The sequence below is a fragment of the Pseudomonas hefeiensis genome (assembly GCF_030687835.1).
GTDB classification, from domain to species: Bacteria; Pseudomonadota; Gammaproteobacteria; order Pseudomonadales; family Pseudomonadaceae; genus Aquipseudomonas; species Aquipseudomonas hefeiensis.
In genome coordinates, this window is record NZ_CP117449.1 from 2,867,948 (window position 1) to 2,888,279 (window position 20,332).

General features: G+C 59.7%; 18 protein-coding genes. 12 read left to right on the forward strand and 6 right to left on the reverse strand.

The annotated features are described in order from the left end of the window. Positions 1-63 precede the first annotated feature (63 nt). The 6 genes from PSH57_RS12670 to PSH57_RS12695 all read left to right on the forward strand — a co-directional run bounded on the left by PSH57_RS12670 (position 64) and on the right by PSH57_RS12695 (position 4,860). The gene (locus PSH57_RS12670) at positions 64-1,389 is read left to right on the forward strand and encodes a sigma-54 interaction domain-containing protein (RefSeq protein ID WP_305389846.1); all 1,326 of its coding nucleotides are present in this window, start codon (positions 64-66) and stop codon (positions 1,387-1,389) included. Between the two features lie 144 nt (positions 1,390-1,533). After that, positions 1,534-1,734: a cytochrome oxidase putative small subunit CydP gene (cydP, locus tag PSH57_RS12675; protein WP_052915280.1), complete on the forward strand. Its 201-nt coding sequence runs from the start codon at positions 1,534-1,536 to the stop codon at positions 1,732-1,734. Next, positions 1,731-3,302, forward strand: a complete 1,572-nt coding sequence (locus PSH57_RS12680; protein ID WP_305389848.1) for a cytochrome ubiquinol oxidase subunit I — start codon at positions 1,731-1,733, stop codon at positions 3,300-3,302. The genes cydP and PSH57_RS12680 overlap by 4 nt, the downstream gene beginning before the upstream one ends. Then, positions 3,295-4,431 (forward strand): cytochrome d ubiquinol oxidase subunit II, encoded by a 1,137-nt coding sequence (cydB, locus tag PSH57_RS12685; protein WP_305389849.1) that lies wholly within the window; start codon positions 3,295-3,297, stop codon positions 4,429-4,431. The genes PSH57_RS12680 and cydB overlap by 8 nt, the downstream gene beginning before the upstream one ends. A gap of 22 nt (positions 4,432-4,453) precedes the next feature. Then, positions 4,454-4,576: a cytochrome bd-I oxidase subunit CydX gene (cydX, locus tag PSH57_RS12690; RefSeq protein WP_305389850.1), complete on the forward strand. Its 123-nt coding sequence runs from the start codon at positions 4,454-4,456 to the stop codon at positions 4,574-4,576. Continuing rightward, the gene (locus PSH57_RS12695) at positions 4,573-4,860 is read left to right on the forward strand and encodes a cyd operon YbgE family protein (protein ID WP_305389852.1); all 288 of its coding nucleotides are present in this window, start codon (positions 4,573-4,575) and stop codon (positions 4,858-4,860) included. The genes cydX and PSH57_RS12695 overlap by 4 nt, the downstream gene beginning before the upstream one ends. 62 nt (positions 4,861-4,922) lie before the next feature. Here the strand turns inward: PSH57_RS12695 and PSH57_RS12700 are convergent, their stop codons facing one another. The 5 genes from PSH57_RS12700 to PSH57_RS12720 all read right to left on the reverse strand — a co-directional run bounded on the left by PSH57_RS12700 (position 4,923) and on the right by PSH57_RS12720 (position 10,794). Then, positions 4,923-5,840 carry a c-type cytochrome gene (locus PSH57_RS12700; protein WP_305389853.1) on the reverse strand — a complete coding sequence of 306 codons (918 nt, stop codon included), beginning with the start codon at positions 5,838-5,840 and terminating at the stop codon, positions 4,923-4,925. Between the two features lie 10 nt (positions 5,841-5,850). Continuing rightward, positions 5,851-6,486 carry a c-type cytochrome gene (locus PSH57_RS12705; protein ID WP_305389854.1) on the reverse strand — a complete coding sequence of 212 codons (636 nt, stop codon included), beginning with the start codon at positions 6,484-6,486 and terminating at the stop codon, positions 5,851-5,853. A gap of 66 nt (positions 6,487-6,552) precedes the next feature. Beyond that, positions 6,553-6,987 (reverse strand): universal stress protein, encoded by a 435-nt coding sequence (locus tag PSH57_RS12710; protein ID WP_305389855.1) that lies wholly within the window; start codon positions 6,985-6,987, stop codon positions 6,553-6,555. Positions 6,988-7,047: 60 nt separating this feature from the next. After that, positions 7,048-9,825, reverse strand: coding sequence for a cation-transporting P-type ATPase (locus PSH57_RS12715; RefSeq protein ID WP_305389856.1), 2,778 nt, complete (start codon positions 9,823-9,825; stop codon positions 7,048-7,050). Positions 9,826-9,870: 45 nt separating this feature from the next. After that, on the reverse strand, positions 9,871-10,794 hold the full coding sequence (locus PSH57_RS12720) for a universal stress protein (protein ID WP_305389857.1): 924 nt from the start codon (positions 10,792-10,794) through the stop codon (positions 9,871-9,873). A gap of 236 nt (positions 10,795-11,030) precedes the next feature. Here PSH57_RS12720 and PSH57_RS12725 point away from each other — a divergent pair, with 236 nt between their 5' ends. Beyond that, positions 11,031-12,275: an MgtC/SapB family protein gene (locus PSH57_RS12725; protein ID WP_305389858.1), complete on the forward strand. Its 1,245-nt coding sequence runs from the start codon at positions 11,031-11,033 to the stop codon at positions 12,273-12,275. 106 nt (positions 12,276-12,381) lie between these two features. Beyond that, a complete protein-coding gene (locus tag PSH57_RS12730) occupies positions 12,382-13,293 on the forward strand; it encodes a universal stress protein (protein ID WP_305389860.1) in 912 nt (303 codons plus the stop codon). A gap of 54 nt (positions 13,294-13,347) precedes the next feature. Here PSH57_RS12730 and PSH57_RS12735 read toward each other — a convergent pair whose 3' ends face one another. Further along, the gene (locus PSH57_RS12735; RefSeq protein ID WP_305389861.1) at positions 13,348-13,911 is read right to left on the reverse strand and encodes a GNAT family N-acetyltransferase; all 564 of its coding nucleotides are present in this window, start codon (positions 13,909-13,911) and stop codon (positions 13,348-13,350) included. Between the two features lie 449 nt (positions 13,912-14,360). Between PSH57_RS12735 and PSH57_RS12740 the strand changes: the two genes are divergently transcribed. The 4 genes from PSH57_RS12740 to PSH57_RS12755 all read left to right on the forward strand — a co-directional run bounded on the left by PSH57_RS12740 (position 14,361) and on the right by PSH57_RS12755 (position 20,167). Beyond that, entirely contained in the window at positions 14,361-15,254 is an 894-nt protein-coding gene (locus PSH57_RS12740) for a universal stress protein (protein ID WP_305389862.1), read from the forward strand. Positions 15,255-15,388: 134 nt separating this feature from the next. Continuing rightward, positions 15,389-17,761 (forward strand): phosphoketolase family protein, encoded by a 2,373-nt coding sequence (locus PSH57_RS12745; protein WP_305389863.1) that lies wholly within the window; start codon positions 15,389-15,391, stop codon positions 17,759-17,761. A gap of 58 nt (positions 17,762-17,819) precedes the next feature. Continuing rightward, the gene (locus PSH57_RS12750) at positions 17,820-18,710 is read left to right on the forward strand and encodes a universal stress protein (RefSeq protein ID WP_305389864.1); all 891 of its coding nucleotides are present in this window, start codon (positions 17,820-17,822) and stop codon (positions 18,708-18,710) included. Positions 18,711-18,811: 101 nt separating this feature from the next. After that, the gene (locus PSH57_RS12755) at positions 18,812-20,167 is read left to right on the forward strand and encodes an MBL fold metallo-hydrolase RNA specificity domain-containing protein (RefSeq protein ID WP_305389865.1); all 1,356 of its coding nucleotides are present in this window, start codon (positions 18,812-18,814) and stop codon (positions 20,165-20,167) included. The last annotated feature ends 165 nt before the right edge of the window (positions 20,168-20,332 follow it).

Here is a 20,332-nt window from a genome sequence, read left to right on the forward strand (position 1 = left end):
TGGCAGTATTTGTTGGCATAGTGGCAGTGTCACTTGCGTCCGATTGAATCCACAGGAATTTCGATGACCACTATCCTGCCGCCCCCGAACAATTTGATCCCCCCGCCGGATCAGGTGCAGTCACTGGTTTCGTTTCTCGAGCACGAGCCGCATCCGATGATCGTGCTGGATCCGGACTACAACATCCTGGCGGCGAACACCGCCTATCGGCGCCAGTTCGGCAGTGCCGACAAGCCGTTTATTGGTCATAAGTGCTATCGGGTTTCCCATCATTACGATGTTCCTTGCGATCAGGCGGGAGAGAACTGCCCGATGAAGAAGGCCCGGGAAATGCGCGGCCCGGATCGGGTCTTGCACATTCACCACACCCCCCGCGGGCCTGAGCATGTCGACGTGGAACTGCGTCCGATCCTCAATGACCATGGCGACATCACCGCTTATGTGGAGCGCCTTACCCTGGTACGCAGCGCCTCAGCGCGGCCCAGCAACGAGGGCCTGGTGGGCAGCTCTCCCGCGTTCAACCGCGCGCTGTCGGAGCTGCAACGGGTCGCGCCGTCGATGTTGCCGGTGCTGCTGTTGGGGGAGTCCGGTACGGGTAAGGAACTGTTTGCGCGCGCGGTCCATGAAACCAGTGAGCGGGCCAACGGGCCCTTTGTGGTGGTGGACTGTTCCGGGTTGACTGAAACGCTGTTTGAGAGCGAACTGTTCGGCCACGAGAAAGGCGCGTTTACCGGTGCCACCCTGCGCAAGCAGGGTCTGGTCGAAACGGCCCAGGGCGGTACGCTGTTTCTTGATGAAATCGGCGACGTTCCCCTGGCCATGCAGGTGAAACTGCTCAGACTGATTGAGTCGGGAACCTATCGCCGTGTGGGCGGCGTGGAAACCTTGCATGCAAACTTCCGGTTGGTTGCCGCCACCCATAAACCCTTGGAACAGATGATGGACAAGGGTGAGTTCAGGCAAGACCTGTACTACCGCATCAGCGTATTTCCCATTCATTTACCGCCGCTGCGTAATCGTAAGGAGGACATCGCGCTGCTGGTCAATTCGTTATTGCAACGTTCCGGTACCGGCAAACGCCGGCTGACCATCGACGCCGATGCCTTGATGCAACTGCAGCAATATGCCTGGCCGGGCAATATCCGCGAGCTTCGTAATGTGCTGGAAAGAGCCAGCCTGTTTGCCGATGACGGGGTCATTCACTCCGTGAATTTGCCTCATGCCCCTGATGCGATGGTCCCGCGACTGGCTGCCCCGGCTGTTTCTGACGGCCTCTCGCTGGCCCAGATCCTGTCTGCGTTCAAAGGGACCCGCAGTGAGCTGGCCCGGCATTTGGGTATCAGCGAGCGTACTTTGTACCGGCGATTGAAAGAGCAGGGTTTGGCCTGATCACCCGCTATGACACCTGACTGCCAATCACTGCCGTCATGGCAGATTGGCAGCGCCTGAGTCAGCCACAGCTATCCCTTCCCACCGGAGTTCGTTCATAACCTGCTGTTATAGAACGATAAAAATCTTCTCCTGGCCTTTGGCATGGCGCGTGCTAACTGCACCGACATGACTATTTCCGACAAACGACTGCGCCGTCATCTGCTCACAGCAGTGCTTATCAAGCTGCTTGTGCTGGCAGTGCTGTGGTGGCTATTCATCCAGGATTTCCACGTCAGCGTCGATTCCAACGCAGTCGGCAACCGTTTCGGTGTACCCACCTCGGCTCAAGGGGCAAGCAAGTGATCTCAGAACAACTGGTGGATTTGTCGCGGCTGCAATTTGCGGCCACGGCGCTTTATCACTTCCTTTTCGTACCGCTCACCGTTGGCATGGTGTGGCTGCTGGTCATCATGGAAAGCGTCTATGTGATGACCGGTAATGTCATCTGGAAAGACATGACGCGTTTCTGGGGCAAGCTATTCGGCATCAACTTCGCACTGGGCGTGACCACGGGGATTACCCTGGAATTTCAGTTCGGCACCAATTGGGCCTACTACTCGCACTATGTCGGTGACATCTTCGGTGCCCCGCTGGCAATCGAAGGCTTGATGGCGTTCTTCCTCGAATCGACCATGATCGGGTTGTTCTTTTTTGGTTGGGACCGTCTCAAGAGGCAGCATCACTTGCTGGTCACGCTGCTGATGGCAATCGGCACAAACCTGTCGGCGCTGTGGATCCTGATCGCCAATGGCTGGATGCAGAACCCGGTGGGCTCAGAGTTCAGCTACATCACCATGCGCATGGAAATGGTCGATTTCTGGACGGTGGTGTTCAATCCGGTGGCGCAGGCCAAGTTTGTCCATACGGTTTCGGCCGGCTATGTCACCGGTTCGATGTTTGTGCTGTCGATCTCCAGTTGGTATTTGCTCAAAAATCGTGATGTCGAATTTGCCAAACGTAGCTTTCGGGTCGCCGCGGCGTTCGGCCTGGCGTCTGTGCTGAGCGTCATCGTACTGGGCGATGAGTCCGGTTACACGGTGGGGGAAGCGCAGCAGACCAAGCTGGCGGCCATGGAAGCCATGTGGGAAACAAAACCCGCACCGGCTGGCCTGACGTTGATCGCGAGCATCGATGAGGCTCAATCGCGAAATAATTGGGAGATCGAGGTGCCTTGGTTGATGGGCCTGATCGGGACCCGCTCGGTCAGCAAGCAGATCCCCGGCATTCATGAGATCAAGGAAAAAAACCGCGCCCGCATCATCCGCGGTATTACCGCAGTCAATGCGCTTGAAGCACTGAGAGCCAATCGTAGCGATCCGGCGGCGTTCAAGACGTTCGAAGAATACAAAGCTGATCTGGGCTTCGGGCTGCTGCTCAAGCGCTATGTCGAGGATGTCAACCAGGCCACGCCGGCCATGATCGAAACCGCGGTGAACGATACCGTTCCGCGCGTGACGCCTATGTTTTGGGCGTTCCGGATCATGGTCGGCCTGGGTTTTGCGATGTTGATGCTCTTTGCGCTGGCCTTCTGGAGCACGCTGAAGTCGGGCCGCACTCACCATCGCGGGTTGCTGCGCTGGGCACTTTACATGCTGCCGGCGCCGTGGATCGCCTGTGAACTGGGTTGGTTCGTTGCTGAATATGGCCGCCAGCCCTGGACTATCTACGGCGTACTGCCGACCCACATGAGCGTGTCCACGCTCAGCGTGAATAACCTGTATGGCTCTCTAGCCGGGTTCATCGTGTTCTACACCGTGTTGCTGGTGGTGGAGATGTTCCTGATGATCAAGTTCGCCCGCCAGGGGCCTGGCAGCCTCGGTACAGGCCGTTATGTTCACGACGCCCATCTGAAGGAGCTTCACCATGCTTGATTACTTCACCTTGAAAATAATCTGGTGGGCGTTGGTCGGCGTCCTGCTGATCGGCTTTGCGATCATGGATGGTCATGACATGGGCGTCGGCACGTTGCTGCCATTCGTTGGCCGCAATGACCTGGAGCGGCGCGTTGTCATCAATACCGTCGGGCCGCACTGGGATGGCAATCAGGTCTGGTTCATCACCGCCGGCGGCGCTTTGTTCGCGGCGTGGCCTGTGGTCTACGCCACTGCCTTCAGTGGTTTCTACTGGGCAATGATTCTGGTGCTCTGGGCGTTGTTCTTCCGCCCGGTGGGGTTTGACTACCGTAGCAAGATCCACAACGCCACCTGGCGCAGCACCTGGGATTGGGGCCTCTTTGTCGGAGGGGCGGTGCCTCCGCTGGTGTTCGGGATCGCGTTTGGCAACTTGCTGCTGGGCGTGCCGTTTCACTTCAATGACTATCTGGTGTCCACCTACACCGGCAGCTTCTGGCAACTGCTCAATCCTTTCGCGCTGCTGTCCGGTGTTGTGAGCAGTGCAATGATCACCCTGCAGGGCGGCACTTATCTGGCCCATCGCACTGAGGGGGTTATCCAGTCCCGGGCCGTAAAAGGTGCGGTGGCGGCGGCGATCGTGCTGGTGTGCTCATTCATCGTGGCCGGCATCTGGCTGCAATGGATTGACGGCTATCGCATTACTTCGCTCGTTGATACCGCGGCGCTGCCGGACATCCTCAGCAAGACCGTGGTACGTGAACCTGGCGCCTGGATGGCCAACTACGAACGCTATCCATTGCTTTGGCTGCTGCCCGCGCTTGGATTGGCCGGGGCCGCAGGAGCCGCCATGCTGTTGATGATGCGCCGCACACTGTCGGCGTTTGTCGCCTCATCGCTTGCGGTGATTGGCGTGATCAGCACGGCAGGCGTCTCAATGTTCCCGTTCATCATGCCTTCATCAACGATGCCCGCGGCAAGCCTGACTGTGTGGGACAGCGTCTCCAGCCACCTGAGCCTGGCCATCATGTTCTGGGCCACGTTGATCTTCATGCCCCTGATCGTGATTTATACCTCCTGGGCATATCGCGTCATGAGCGGCAAAGTCACCGTCGCCCAGATCAAAGCCAACGAACATTCGGCCTACTAGTGCCGGCAAAGGAGCAAAGAACATGTGGTATTTCGCCTGGATGTTGGGAGTCGGCTTTGCGCTATTGCTGGCGATATTGAATGCAATGTGGGGTGAGAATGAAGCGAGTCGGGCCTTGAGTGACAATGACGAGCAACCGCGATGACTCAGCAATGCTCAGATGCCCAGCCGTCTTCACGCATTCATCTGGCGAGTCTGATGATTGCCATAGCCATCATGCTTGCCTGCACGCTGTACCCTCCGATAATGGCAACCCCGGAGGGAAAAGCTGATCACGCTCTGGCGGGCGCATTATTTGCGGCGATGAGCGTGGCTTTCGTCAGGGGCGTGGGTTTTATCCCGCGCCGCTGGCTGTGGCGCTGGCTGTTCTCAGGCTGGACCTGCACTGCGGCATTGGTACTGGCCGGATGGCTGATGTTCGTGCGGTGATGGCGGGCTAGACGTTCAATGACGCTGCACGAGAACGGCGACAGTAGTATTTGCTGCGCCGTTCATTCAGTTCCCTGGCCAAGTATCACGCCGTTCACTTCTTTGCCATAAAGATTGACCCCGTCATTGGCATGGAATTTCAATCGGGTCTGCTCGATGGAACCGGCAATCATTCTGGGGTCTTTCGGCCGTTCGTGGCTGTTCATGTAGGCAGCAACGTGCCAGGCCTCATCGGCGGACAGGGTGGCGCCTTTACCCAATGGCATATTCGACTTTATGAACCCGGCTGCGGTATTGATGCGATGCATCCCCGCGCCCCAGTTGAATGAATCTTTGCCCCATAACGGTGGGAATACGTAGTCGTTCCCCGCCTTTTGACCTTCGCCCTCGTTGCCATGACACACAGCGCATTGCTTGGTGTAGATGACCTTGCCCTTGGCCAGATCGAAGCCTCCCGCCGGTTGCGGCACTTCAGGATAAGCTCGCCCGGGCAGCTCCTGGCCTAGCGGTGCTCCCGTTGCCAACCAGTAGGAAAAGGCAGTCAGGGCGGCGATGACCTGCCCGTCGGCCGGAGGCGGTTTTCCGTTCATGCTGAACTCAAAGCAACCTTGTAAGCGCTCGGCGTAGGTATTGACCTTGTCGTTCTTTTTTCGATAGGCCGGGTACATCGTGTAAGCCGCCCAAAGGGGCGCCGAGTCGGCTTTTCTGCCTTGTTCCAAATGACAGTTGGTGCAGTTCATCCCGTTCCCCACGAACTCGGGGGCGTTGGCTTTGGTATCGACAAAGATCGCATGCCCTTGCCGCACCAGACGGCCAAAGGCGTTATCAGGCAGCGTGTCCTCTGCGGGCGGAGTAAACGTCGCCGTCCTCTGTTGGGGGGTGTCTGGGCCGGGGGAGGGGACCGATGTATTTGCCACATCAGCAGCGCCTGCCATCGATACTAGGTTGAAACTGATGAGTGCCGCGATGAATGACTTCATGGCCAGACCTCTATTGACTGAGCTCAGCAAAATACCGGGAGACAGCCTCGACCTCGGCTTCAGTGAGGGACCTCGCAATGTGGCCCATGAGATCGTCTGGATCATTTTTTCGGGTCTTCTGTCGCCAGGCATTCAGTTGCGAGACCAGGTACTGAGTCGATTGGCCGGCCAGCGGTGGAAAAGAGGCACCGACCCCGATTCCGCCAGGGCCATGACAGGAGACACACTCGGGTATGTTTCGATCCCACGCCCCTCTCAACGCCAGGACTTGCCCAGGGCCCTTGGCCGCATTCGCACGATTGACCGGGTTGACGGCTGGACCTGGCTTTTTGGCGAGCATACTGGCGAGGGCTTGTACTTCGTCCTCGCTCAACGCCTGGGCGATGGGAAGCATGATTGGGTTGGCCCTGGAGCCTGAGCGAAAGTCCGCGATCTGCTTTGCGAAGTATTCAGCAGGTAACCCTGCAAGCCTTGGAAAGCCTGCCGCGGGCATCCCTGTACCGTCCGCACCATGACAGGTCGAACAAGCAATGGCGGCGGGATTGGCCCCGCCTTGGGTGAAGGTCTTTTGCGCGTCCGCTGCATAAGCGGATGTTGCCAGCGCACCGGATAAAATAAGGACTGATCCCCATCGCGACATACCCATCGTTCTGCCTCGCAGACGTTATGAGGGACAGGCCCCCTGGTGCGCCATCAACTGCAACTCACCCTCTTATTTGACCAGGGTAATCGGGATACTGGACAGCTGGATGACTTTGGCCGCGACAGAGCCCAGGAAGATGCCTTCGAGAAAACCACTGCCGTGCGAACCCAGGATGATGCTGTCGCACCCCAGGGATTTGGAGCACGCCACGATTCTGGTGGCCGCGTCGCCGTGCAGCGTATGAAAGGTGAAGGCGATGCCTTGCTGCTTCAGAAGAGCGATTGCCTTATGGGCATCTTCGGCACTTTTGCCATCGTAGTAACGGTCAAGTTCATCCTTGCTCATGGTTTGCGCGATGCGAGTGGGTAAAAATGACTGCGCATTAACCAGGTGCACTTCCACGTTGCCTCCCAGCAATCCGCCGTCCTGGATCAGTCCAATGAGGTAACGCACCACACGTTCGGAGTGCTCTGAACCATCGACAGCGACCAATACTTTGTGCATTTCCCGGATCCTCTTTCAGTAACATTCAGCGGCTGGTCGAATACCTTGCCATCCGCAGCGTCAGGGTGACTTCGGGTCCTGTCCCACTATGAGCGTAGCGCCCTTGGGGTCGGTTAACCGTAGCCGAATCTGTTTTTCAGTTTCGATGATCGCAAAGAGCGCGATGCCCACTGCGATAATCAATAGCCCATCCATAAAGGGAATCGCTTGAGTGGCAAACACCCTTTGCAGAGGAGGCGCATAGGTGATGGCGAACTGAGCGAAGGTTACCACCGCGACGGTCAGCCACACGACCTTTGTGCCTCTTACAGCCTTCCAGGTCAGTGACGTGCCATAAAGATTGCGAATGAAGAACAGGTGGAATATTTCCATCACAACCAGTGTGTTGACAGCGATGGTGCGGGCCAACTCCACCGGGTAGCCCCGGTCGAGCGCGTAGGTAAAAATCCCGTAGACGCCGCAAAGAAACAGGATCGAAACCAGCACCATGTGCCAGATCAAGGCGCCGCTTATCAACGGCTCGTGCCTGGCGCGTGGCGGCCTGCGCATGGTGTTTTCTTCGGTCGGCTCGAACGCCAGGGCAATACCTAGCGTGATCGCGGTAATCAGGTTGATCCACAAGATTTGAATCGGTGTCACCGGCAGGGTGAAGCCAAACAGCAGCGCGACAATGATGGTCATGGTTTCGCCCGCGTTGGTGGGCAACGTCCAGCTCAGCACTTTCTTGATGTTGTCGTAGACCGTTCGACCTTCACGTACCGCAGCCACGATGGAGGCGAAGTTGTCATCGGCCAGTACCAGGTCCGCGGCCTCTTTTGCCGCTTCACTGCCTTTGTCACCCATGGCGATGCCGGCGTCGGCGCGTTTGAGCGCTGGCGCGTCGTTGACGCCATCGCCGGTCATGGCCACGGTCATGCCGTTGGACTGCAGCAGCATCACCAGGCGCAGCTTATGTTCGGGGCTGGTGCGGGCGAAGATATTCACGTCCTTGAGCGCTTCTTTGAGCGTGGCGTCGTTCATCGCATCCAGGTCGACGCCGGTCAGCACCTTGTCGGGATTTTGCAGGCCGATTTGCGCGCCGATGGCGGCGGCGGTGCCGAAGTGATCGCCGGTGATCATCTTGACTGCGATACCGGCAGCCCGGCATTGCTGGACCGCCTGGATCGTCTCTGGGCGAGGCGGGTCAATCATGCCTGTCATGCCGATCAGGGTCAGCGAACCCTGCACGTCGCCAAACTCCAGCACGGTGTGCTCGGACGGCACGGGCCGGCTGGCAAACGCCAGCACGCGCTGGCCTTTGCTGGCAATGGTGTTCGCCTGTTGGAGCCAGTAGTCAGCATTGAGCGGCTCTGTGGCACCGGTACTGCCACGCTGCTGCGCGCACATGGCCAGGATCTGTTCCGGCGCGCCTTTTACATAGATTGAGGCTTGTCGCTCATGGTTGTGGTGCAACGTCGCCATGAAGCGGTGTTTGGCGTCAAACGGAATCGCATCGGTGCGAGGCCAGGTGTGTCGCTCTTCTTCGCCATCGATTCCGGCCTTCACGGAAAACGCCAGCAGCGCACCCTCCATGGGATCGCCCTCGACCTTCCATGTGGCTTCGTGCTGCCTCAACACCGCGTCATTGCACAGCGAGGCGGCGCGTCCCAGTTCGGCTAACGTGGGGTGATTGGAGGTGTCGATCAACTGGTCCGCCAGGTTCATGTTTCCCGACGGTTGATAACCGGCGCCGTCGACCGTGAACGTGAGATCACTGGTGACCACCGACGCGACCATCATTTCGTTGCGGGTGAGGGTGCCGGTCTTGTCCGTGCAGATGACCGAAACCGAGCCCAGGGTTTCGATGGCGGGCAAGCGGCGCACGATGGCGTTGCGACGGGCCATCGCGCGAACCCCGACCGCCAGGGTAATGGTCAGTACGGCGGGCAGTCCTTCGGGTATGGCGGCGACCGACATGCCCACCACCACCATGAATATCTCGTTAAAGGCGTAATGGCCGACAAAATGACCGTAAACGAGTAGCAGCCCTGCCACGAGCAAAATCAGGATCGTCAGCCAGCGCGCAAAGACGTTCATTTGCTGGACCAATGGAGTGGTCAGCGTCTCGACTTCCGACAACAGATTGCTGATGCGCCCGATCTCGGCCGCAGTTGCGGTCGCCACCACGACCCCGGTGGCCTGCCCACAGGTCACCAGGGTTCCACTGAAGGCCATGCAGGCACGATCCCCCAGGGCCGCTCCAATGCGCACAGGTTCAGTGTGCTTCTCCACGGGGGCGGACTCACCGGTCAGGATGGCTTCCTGGATCTGCAGCCTGTTGGCGTGCAGCAAGCGAAGGTCCGCGGGGACTTTATCGCCAGCTTCTAACAAGACGATATCGCCGGGTACCAGCGCTTCACCCGCGATGCTCAAACGTTCACCGGCACGAATCACTGCGGCGCGGGGCGCCAGCATCTGCCGGATCGCGTCCATGGCTTTTTCCGCTTTGCCTTCCTGGACATAGCCAATGATGGCGTTGGCCACCACCACCGCCAGAATGACCACCGTATCCCAGACGTGTTGCAGCAACGCGGTGATCACCGCAGAGCCCAGCAGCACATAAATCAGGATGTTGTGGAACTGCAACATAAACCGCAGCCACGCCGGTCGCCGTGCCGATTCCGGCAGGCGATTGAAGCCTGTGCGCTCAAGCCGGGCTTGAACGTCGGCGTCGCTCAGCCCGGTGTGCTCGTTGACCTCGAGCAGCGTGAGCACTTGCGGGGCGGTGCGTGTGTACCAAGCCTCAGCCTCCGTGGGAATCGGGTTCTGTTCAGTCGGTGCGTTACTCGCTCGGTTCATCAGGCAATTGTCCCTGTGCTCATTACATGCTCGGCGGTCCTGCCTTCAATCGAACTGCTGCGGCGCAATCACCCACAAGCTGCACGGCATCTTGTACAGCAGCCCTTCCACGGTGCTGCCGATCAGCTTGTCCAGGCCACCATAGCGCACGCGCCCCATGACGATGACGTCAATCTCATGGGATGCAGCATAGCTGGCCAGCACCCTGACCGGGTCGCCCATGACCATGCGCCGTTGTTCCGGCGCGATCCCGTTGCGTTCGGCCAATGCGTCAAAGGCTTCGCCCTGGGATTCATAGAGCTGTCGGGCCAGAGTGGAGGAAAAGAACATCGAGCCGCTGCCGAAACCGTATTCGGAGGCGGTGATGGACGACAGGTCATAGGCGTAGATGACTTCCAGGCTCGCGTCGCAGGAAGCGGCCAGTTTGTTGGCTTCGCTCAGGATCCGGTCGTTGAGGCCTTCGTAGCGGCCGTCGAGATGAAAGGGGTCAATGGCCGCCATAATTTTGCGCGGACGGGCGTGAGTGACCTTGTTGACGAAATGCAGCGGGACTTCGCTTTCGCGCAGCAGATGCACATCCAGTGGGGTGAACATCAGGCGCGAGAACCAGGACTCATGCTCCACCGTCTTGATCAGGGCATCCATCGGTTGCTCTTTGAGGTGGACCAGAATCTCCTGCAGCGGGCGCTCAACCCATGTCACTTCGGTCGTGACTTCAATGCCCAGCTTGCGCAGCGGCCGGGCCTGCTCCTCCAGCCAGTGGCGATGGCGTTCAACGTAACCCAGGCGCATCTGCTCCAGGGCCTGCTCATTGACCAGGTTGGCGGTCGCCAGGCCTTCGAGGTAGTCGAAGGCAACGATGTGCAGCGCGGCGCCTTCAGCCTTGGCCAGTGCCGCTGCCCGGTCGAAGGCCGGGCTGTGTTCCATCAGCGGCGAGACGACCAACATCAAGCGTGATTGTGTGGACATGACAAACCTCCCGAGCTTCGACGTGTTGGCACCGGGCGACCTTTCGCGCGGCGTGCTGTCTGGGTTTGATCATGATCGTATCGAGCACCGTGGGCTTGATTTGCATCAAGCTCACGCCAGAAGCGTGGTATCAATGCGCACGACGCCGGGCAATGGCGCTATGTTTGATCATGAATCTTCCCAGGGGCTACCCTGGACTCAGGTACAACCGGAACATTCAGTATAGAACCGCCACCATGAGCGAAACCCTGGACTTTGCCAACGCCGCCGCTGCGCTGGGAATCGGTCTGTTGATCGGGCTTGAGCGCGAGCGTCGCAAAGGCGAGGGCGTCAGGCGCGACTTCGCCGGTCTGCGGACCTTTGCCATCACTTCGTTGCTTGGCTACCTCACGGTCCAGGCCGGCGGCCCGTTGTTGCTGGGGTTCATGGCGCTGGCATTGGGCGCCTTGGTGACGGTGGCGTACTGGAAAAGCCTCGACGAAGACCCCGGCATCACCAGCGAAGTGGCGTTGTTTGCCGTGTTGGCCTTAGGCGCGCTCTGTGTGAGTGCCCCGGCCCTCGCGACCGCGATTGGCGTGGTGATGGCCGGTCTGCTCGCCAGCCGCCAGGCGTTGCACCATTTTGCCCGCAATCAATTGACCGCAGCCGAGATGCGCGACGGCCTGGTGCTGTTGATCGCCGCGCTGGTGGTGTTGCCGCTGGTGCCGGATCGTTTCCTCGGGCCTTACGATGCGATCAACCTGCGCACCATCTGTATGTTGACGGTCATGTTGATGGCGGTGGGTGCGCTGGGGCATGTCGCGGTGCGTACGCTTGGCACTCACTACGGTTACGCCCTCAGCGCGGTTGCGTCGGGGTTTGCCTCGGCCACGCTGACCGTTGCGACCATGGGTAACATCGCCGCGAAAGAGCCGGCCAATCTCAAGGTGCTGAGCGCCGCTGCCATATTGTCCAATCTGGCGACAGTGGCGCAGATAGGACTGATCCTCGGCGCGGTAGAACCGGCCCTGCTGCTTTGGATGTGGGGCCCGCTGCTCTGCGGCGTGCTGACAACGTTGGTCTACGCCGGGGTGTTGATGTTTCCCCGTTCCAGGGTACGGGCTGATGAACCGATCAAGCGCGGCGGGGCCTTCAACCTAAAACTGGCCTTGACGGTAGTCCTGGCGATGACCGGTATTACGGTCCTGTCGTCGGCGATGCTTGCCGAATTCGGTCAGACCGGGGTAACCGTAACCGCGGTTTTCAGCGGGCTGGTTGATGCTCATGCCTCGATTGCCTCTGTTGCTTCCCTGGCGAAGGCCGGGTTGTTGCCCCTGGATGGCATCGCCATACCGGTCTTGATGGCGATGAGCAGCAATTCCCTGAGTAAATGCGTGGTGGCCTGGCTCAGTGGTGGACGGCGTTTCGCCGGGTATTTCATTCCCGGCCAGGTGCTGGTGACGCTGGCGATGTGGGCCGGTGTTCTGCTCCCGAATCTGTGAGCCTGTGTGGTGGCAGTTTGATGAAGATCAAGTCCCGCCCGTGCCATACGTTCATTCTGGAACCCTCAATCCTTTAAGTGGCTAGCGCCACGTGCCGAGGTGTTCCATGTCCCAGACCCAACGTTTGTTGTTATTGGCACCCGATGCCATGACCCGTTCGCCTGCGTTCGACCGCGCCACCGAACTGGCCCTGGCACTGGATTTGCCCCTGCACATCGTCGCCATCGATTATCTGGAGGTGCTCTCGGTGGCCGGTCTTTTTGCGCCGGAGCAGGTCAAGAAGGCTCGCGACGGGTATCTGGAAACGCATCGGCACTGGTTATGGCAACAGGCTGAGCTGGCGCGCCGCCACGGTGTGGAGGCAACGAGCGAGGTGGTCTGGGGCAAAGACGCTTATCAGGCCTTGCAGCAGTACGTCAAAGAGCTGCCATTGGCGCTGATCATCAAGGACGCCGAGCCTGAACCGGTGATGAAGCGGATTTTCTTCACGCCCATGGACTGGCGCCTGCTGCGGGACTGTCCGGTGCCGGTACACCTGGTCACTGATGCGCGTCATCCGCGGCCCCGGCAGGTCCTGGCGATCGTCGATGTGCTGCGCAGCGAGGAGCAGGACCTGGTGTTCAACGACCGGATCGTCGATGCCGCGGTGAAACTGGCTGAACAATGCAACGCTCAGGTCGAGTTGCTGCACGCCTTCGACTGGACGGCGGTGTACGCCGCCGATATGGGCGTGGGTGCGCTCCCGCTCGCCACCGGGCTCTATGAAGCATTGGGGCAGGCGCAGCACGAAGTGTTTGAATCGCTGGCCGAGCGTCACGGGGTGCCGCCGCAGCAGCGCCACTTCATTGAAGGTGCGCCGCTGAGCAGCATCTGCACGTTCGCCACCGATCATCAGTGCGACGTCATTGTCATGGGCACGACACAGCATCGAGGCCTGGACAAGCACTTGGGCAGTACCGCCGAGCAGGTGCTGCAACGGGCACCTTGCAGCGTATGGGCAATCAAGCCGGGCGAGTGAAGGCAGTAGCAACTGCGCGGGACCTGAAGCCGGGGCCCGCGCTATGAGTTGTGGCTAAAGATAGAGACGATGGATGACCTGCCGGGCGTCGTCGGGGTCGGTGCGGGTTTCGAACCCCAGGCTATGGGCCAGGTCCCGCATGGGGGCGTTATCGGCGGAGTCGATGGAATACAACTGGCGATAGCCGTTCTTGCGGGCCGCCTCTATCAGATGCTCCATCAACAACGTACCCAGCCCCAGATGCTGCCATTGATCGGCGACCGTCACGGCGCACTCGCATTCGTGTTCACTGGTGGCGCAATAGCGACTGACACCGATTTCGATCAGTTGTCCGTTGTCATGGATCAGGGCGATGTAGGCCAGGCGCGTCTTGCAGTCGACATCCATCAACTGGTCGAGCATGGCCGCGCCTGGTTCATTGATTTGCGCCAGGAAACGCATGTGCCGGGACTCCGGCGACAGATGCTTGATGAAGTCGTATTCACGCTGGCGATCTTCTTCCTTCAGTGGCCTGATCAGCACGTGCCGGCCATCTCTGAGTGCCTGGATCCAGTGCTTGCCGCTGATGCTGGCATACATGGCAGCGGCGCGTTCATTGTGGTCTTTGGCGTTGAGCATGATGCGTTCCTCCATCGGGTGTGAACTTTCGGCGCGGCAAAGGCCGTGCATTCGTTACTGTTCTACGCCGGCGCGGCGGATCGATTCTGATCTGGATCAGTGCTCTCCAATCCGCTCGTCGATGATCAATGCCGGGGGGATATTGGCGGGGTGTGTCGGGATTGCGCTGGGGCTGGTGGGTTTGGATCGATGGCGTCGCGCAAATAAAGGTTTTTGGGGGCAATTTCTGTGGGAGCCAAACCTGTGGGAGCAAGGCTTGCCCGCGATGAACATTCATGCGGTCCACCTGAAGACCTGGGTGCCTGCATCGCGAGCAAGCTTTGCTCCCACAGGTATGTGCATGCAGTTGATAAAGATCAAGCCGCCCCGGGGTGACAAGCGCACGCTGTGTCCATGCCAGAGAGGGACCGCTCGGGACCTGATGGCGAACAGACCCGTGGAGGTATGTGATGGGACAGTACCAACGTTTGCTATTGATCGTTGAGGCCGACCTGCATCCGTCTGCCGCGCTGCGTCGGGCCTGTGCCCTGGCCAGGGTCAGCGGCGCGGCCTTGCACCTGTGCGCATTCGTTCAACCACCGCCACACACCCATTTGTGGGGCGAAAAAGACGATGAAGCGACGGTTCAGCGCTATATGCACCACTATCGTCGCTGGATGGTGGAGGAAGCGGCACTGCTCAAGGAGCAAGGGCTGGATGTGACGACACATGTGGTCTGGACCACTCATCCATTGCTGGACATTCTGCGTTACGTCGAACAGTTCCAGCCCGACTTGCTGATCAAGGATGTGACCCTCGAGCCGCTGCTCAAGCGTGTTTTCGTGACGCCTCTGGACTGCCATCTGCTGCGCGATTGCCCGGTGCCGGTGCATCTGGTCAACCATGCCACCCACAGTTTGCCGCGCCGGGTCGTGGCGGCGGTGGACCCCGCCAGTCCCCAGTCCTATGCTTTGAATGAGCGCATTATCCAGGCTGCCGGGGCAATGGCCCTGCAATGCAATGCCCCGTTGCATCTGCTGCACGCCTGCGATCTGTCACCGGCCTTCAACGGCGAGACCCCGTTGCTGGCAGGGGCTGGGGATGACGACTTTGCCGAGGCCTTGCGAGAGTCGCTGCACACTGCATTCATCAATTTGGCCGAGCGCTGGAGCGTTCCTCCCGAGCGCCGGCACTTCGTCATTGGTATGCCGGTGCCGGTGATCCAGGAATTCCTCAATGAGTTCGAGGTTGATGTGGTGGTGATGGGCACCGAGCAACGCCTGGGCCTGGACCGTCTGATCGGCAGCACGACAGAGCGGGCCCTGTATTCGGTGTCGGGCAGTCTGTTGGCGGTCAGGGAATGAGCAGGGCGCTGATTCTGATGTAAATCAAGTCGGGCCTGTTCAAGCGCTCCAGAATCAGTCATGGCAGACCGTTCGATAGCGGTTCAAGCGACCAGGACAGGTCGCGGTTAGTCCAGCCTCTTTGGGAGAATGTGATGAGCGATTTTCTTAGCCCCGACCAACTGGAAGGCATTGACGCCTATTGGCGTGCCTCCAATTACCTGGCCGTGGGCCAGATTTACCTCAAAGACAACCCTTTGTTGCGCAAACCGCTGCTACTGGGCCACGTCAAACCACGCCTGTTGGGCCATTGGGGGACGACGCCGGGGCTTAACCTGGTTTACGTGCACCTCAATCACCTGATCAAGGCCCACGACCTGAACATGATTCTGGTCACCGGCCCTGGGCACGGCGGACCGGCCATCGTCGCCCAAAGCTATCTGGAGGGCAGCTTCACCCAGTGTTATCCCTCGGTGGAACAGAACGAAAACGGGATGCTACGCCTGTTCCGGCAGTTCTCCTGGCCCTACGGGTTGTCCAGTCATGTCTCGGCGCAGATTCCGGGTTCCATCCATGAAGGCGGGGAACTGGGGTATTGCCTGGCCCACGCCTACGGTGCGGCGTTCGACAACCCTGACCTGATCGTGGCCTGCGTCATCGGTGACGGTGAAGCCGAAACCGGTACGCTGGCAGCGAGCTGGCATTCCAACAAGTTCCTCAACCCCAGGCGCGACGGCGCCGTGCTACCCATTCTTCATCTCAATGGCTTCAAAATCGCCAACCCCACTTTGCTTTCGCGTATCAGTGAAGACGAGCTGTCAGCCCTGATGTACGGGTATGGCTACGATCCCTATTTTGTCGAAGGCGATGATCCGCAAACCGTTCACCAGCAACTGGCGATGGTCCTGGACGGCATGCTGCTCAAGATCCGCGAAATCCAGCGCACGGCCCGTGCGGACTCCTCGGGACAGGAACTGGAGCGGCCATTGTGGCCCATGCTGGTGCTGCGCACGCCCAAGGGTTGGACCGGTCCGCGGTTTGTCGACGGTCAGCAGGTCGAGGGCACCTGGCGCTCCCACCAGGTGCCACTGAGCCATTTCGAGCAGCCCATGCATTTGACGCAGTTGCAACAATGGCTCGAGAGCTACCGGCCGCAGGAACTGTTCGACGCCGGCGGTGCGTTGCTGCCGGAGATTGCGGCGCTGGCGCCCACAGGGCATCGGCGTCTGGGCGCCAATCCCCACGCCAATGGCGGCTTGCTCATCCAGCCACTTGAGCTGCCGCGGTTTACCGATTACGCCGTGCAGTTTTCCGCGCCCGGCAGTGTGCAGGCCGAGTCCACCCGGGTGTTGGGCGGTTTTGTCCGGGACGTGATGAAGTACAACCTCAAGGCTGGCAACTTTCGCCTGTTCGGCCCCGACGAAACCGCCTCCAATCGCCTTGACGCGGTGTACGAGGTCAGTGGCAAGACCTGGATGGCGACCACTGAAACGGGGGATACCAACCTGGCATGCGACGGCCGGGTGATGGAAATCCTCAGCGAGCAGGTGTGTGAAGGCTGGCTTGAAGGGTATTTGCTGACGGGCCGTCATGGACTGTTCTCCTGCTATGAGGCGTTCATCCATATCGTCGATTCGATGTTCAACCAGCACGCCAAATGGCTCAAGACCGCTGCGCAGATTCCCTGGCGGGCGTCGATCGCTTCGCTCAACTACCTGCTCACATCCCACGTCTGGCGCCAGGACCACAATGGCTTCTCCCATCAGGATCCGGGGTTTATCGATCATGTGGCGAACAAGAGTGCCAATGTGGTGCGTATCTACTTGCCGCCGGATGCCAACTGTTTGTTGTCGGTTGCCGATCACTGTCTCAAGAGTCGCGATTACATCAACGTAATCGTGGCCGGCAAGCAACCGGAGTGGCAATGGCTGGATATCGACTCGGCCATCAGGCACTGCTCCACTGGCATCGGTCGTTGGGCCTTCGCCTGCCACAACGATGAAGACCCGGACGTGGTGATGGCCTGCGCCGGTGACGTGCCGACCCTGGAAACCCTGGCTGCCGTGACCCTGTTGCGCGAATACGTGCCGGATCTGCGCGTGCGGGTCGTGAACGTGGTGGACCTGATGGCCCTGCAACCGCCGCAACAACATTCCCATGGTCTGCCGGATGCCGGATTCGATGAGCTGTTTACTGTGGACAAACCGGTGATTTTCGCTTTCCACGGCTACCCTTCACTGATCCATCGTCTGGTCTACAAACGCCATAACCATGACAATTTCCATGTGCGCGGTTTCATGGAGGAGGGGGCCACCACCACGCCGTTCGACATGGTGGTGATCAATCACCTGGATCGCTACCAACTGGCATTCGATGTCATCCAGCGGGTACCACGGTTGCAATCGCTGGTGGAGAACGCCCGGGACCGCTACTGGGCCACCATGGAGAAGCACCAGCTTTACCTGATCGAACATGGGCAGGACATGCCTGAAGTCTTGAACTGGCACTGGACGCCGACGCCGGGTTGACTGTCTCACGCATGTCATGACTTCGGCGTCGCGCCGTTCCACTTTTTGGAGATCCATCATGAGCCAGTACCAGCGCTTGCTGTTGATTCTCAACCCGGCACAACGACACTCTCCCGCGCTGCATCATGCCGCAGCCCTGACGGCGGCCAGCGGGGCGCACTTGCATGTTTCTGCGTTGGTGCCGTCACTGGACATACTCTCGCTGTTGGAGCAAGAGCCCCGTGATGAAGCGCGCCAGAACTACCTGCAGGACCATCGCCACTGGCTCGAGGAGGAGGCCGACAAGATGCGGCGTCGAGGCCTGAGGGTCACCACGCAGGTGGAGTGGGTCGACGGCATGGACGAGCAAATTCTGCAGCACGTTACGCAAATCCAGCCTGATCTGCTTATCAAGCAGGTGCAACACGAGCCCCTGCTCAAACGGGCCTTCCTTACACCGCTGGACTGGCGTCTGTTGCGCCAGTGCCCGGTTCCGATGTACCTGGTGGGCGCCACTGGCCACGCCTTGCCGCGCAAAGTGGTTGCTGCGGTGGATCCTTCCAGCGACTTTGCGCAAAACAGTGGGCTCAACGACCGGATCATTCGCGAGGCAATCGGCTTGGCCTTGCAGTGCGACGCCGAACTGCATCTGATTCACGCCTATGAGGTCTCCTCGGTCTATCTGGGCGATGTCGGTGGTGGTGGCCTGACGCTCAAACAGCTCAGCAATGAACTGCGCAGAAGCCTGGAAAAAACTTTCCTGGAGCTGGCCAACCTGTTCGGCGTGCCGGCCGAGCGCAGGCACTTCGTGCTCGGCCATCCGGTTTCAGCCTTGAGTGAATTTGCCCTGGAACATGAGGTAGATGTCGTGGTCATGGGCCGCTCCCAGAAGGGTGGCCCACACGGGCTATTGGGTAGTACCACAGAGCATATTTTGTATCAGGTGTCGTGCAGCGTGCTGGCTGTGTGAGGAAACCGGCGTTCACCGCTGCGTCCTTGATGAAAGTCAATGGCCGTTTGTGTGAATAGTGCGACCAATGGAACTTCCATCGATGGTTCAGGAGCACGCTCATGCGCATGACGTTTCTAGGGGCGGCCGGCACGGTCACCGGTAGCAAATACCTGTTGGAGCACGACGATCAGCGAATCCTGATCGACTGCGGGCTGTTTCAGGGCTACAAACAGTTGCGCTTGCACAACTGGGACCCCTTCGAACTGCCGATGCGTGACCTGGACGCGATCGTGCTGACTCACGCACACCTGGACCACAGCGGTTACCTGCCAGTGCAGGTACGCAACGGCTATCGCGGTCCGGTCTATGCCACGCCGGCCACCTGCGAGTTGGTCAAGATCCTCTTGCTCGACAGCGCCCGCTTGCAGGAAGAAGAGGCCGAATACGCCAACCGCAAGGGGTTTTCCAAGCATGATCCTGCCATGCCGTTGTACACCCGGGACCATGCCGAGCGGGCGCTGAAACTGTTACGCCCGATAGCGTTCGATCATCCGGTGGATATCGCCCGTGGGGTGGGGATTGTGCTGCGCCGCGCGGGACACATCCTGGGCGCCGCTACGGTGCAGGTGCAGGCCGGTGGCGTTACGTTGGTGTGCTCCGGCGACCTGGGGCGCCCCGAGGACCCGGTGATGTTTGCCCCGCAGACCATCGAGCAGGCGGACTACCTGTTGGTTGAGTCCACCTACGGCGACCGGCGGCACCCGAATCAATCGCCGGAAGATCAACTGGCTGACGTCATCACCCGCACCGCGTTGCGCGGCGGCATCACCTTGGTGCCCTCGTTCACGGTCGGTCGGGCACAACTGCTGATGTATCACCTGTACCGCCTGAAACAACGTATGGCGATCCCGGACATTCCCATCTACCTGAACAGCCCCATGGCCATCGACGTAACCCGCTTGTATCAACGCTTTGGCGATGAACATCGTTTGTCCAGGGAGGAGTGCGAAGGCATGTGCCACATCGCGCATCCAGTGCGCTCGGCCAGGGACTCCATGAACCTGGACCTGCAACGCACCCCCGCGGTGATCATCGCCGCCAGTGGCATGGCTACCGGAGGGCGGGTGTTGTTTCACCTCAAGAGCCTGGCGCCCAACCCCATCAATACCTTGTTGATGCCGGGTTTCCAGGCCGGTGGCACGCGCGGCGCAAGGATCGTGGCGGGCGAGCCTGCGGTGCGCATCCATGGCAAGGACGTGCCAATCAACGCTGAAGTGGTGCCGATGCAAACATTGTCCGCCCATGCCGATGCCGACGAAATCATGCAATGGTTGCGCGGTTTCAAGACACCGCCCCGGCATACCTATGTCGTCCACGGCGAACCCAACGCTTCCGATGTCTTGCGCCATCGCATTCGCGATGAACTGGGCTGGTCGGTATCGGTGCCGGAATATCGCGACAGCGTGGAGCTCTGAGGGCCCCCTTCGCGAGCAGGCTCGCTCCCACATTCGTACGCGGTATTTGTGTTCACCGCCGGACCCTGTGTGCGAGCTTGCTCGCGAAGCGGCCATCAGCTTCAACAACACATTCGAGCAAGTTCATTCCCGCACGAATGCACAGGCAAGAAAAAGCCCCTCATG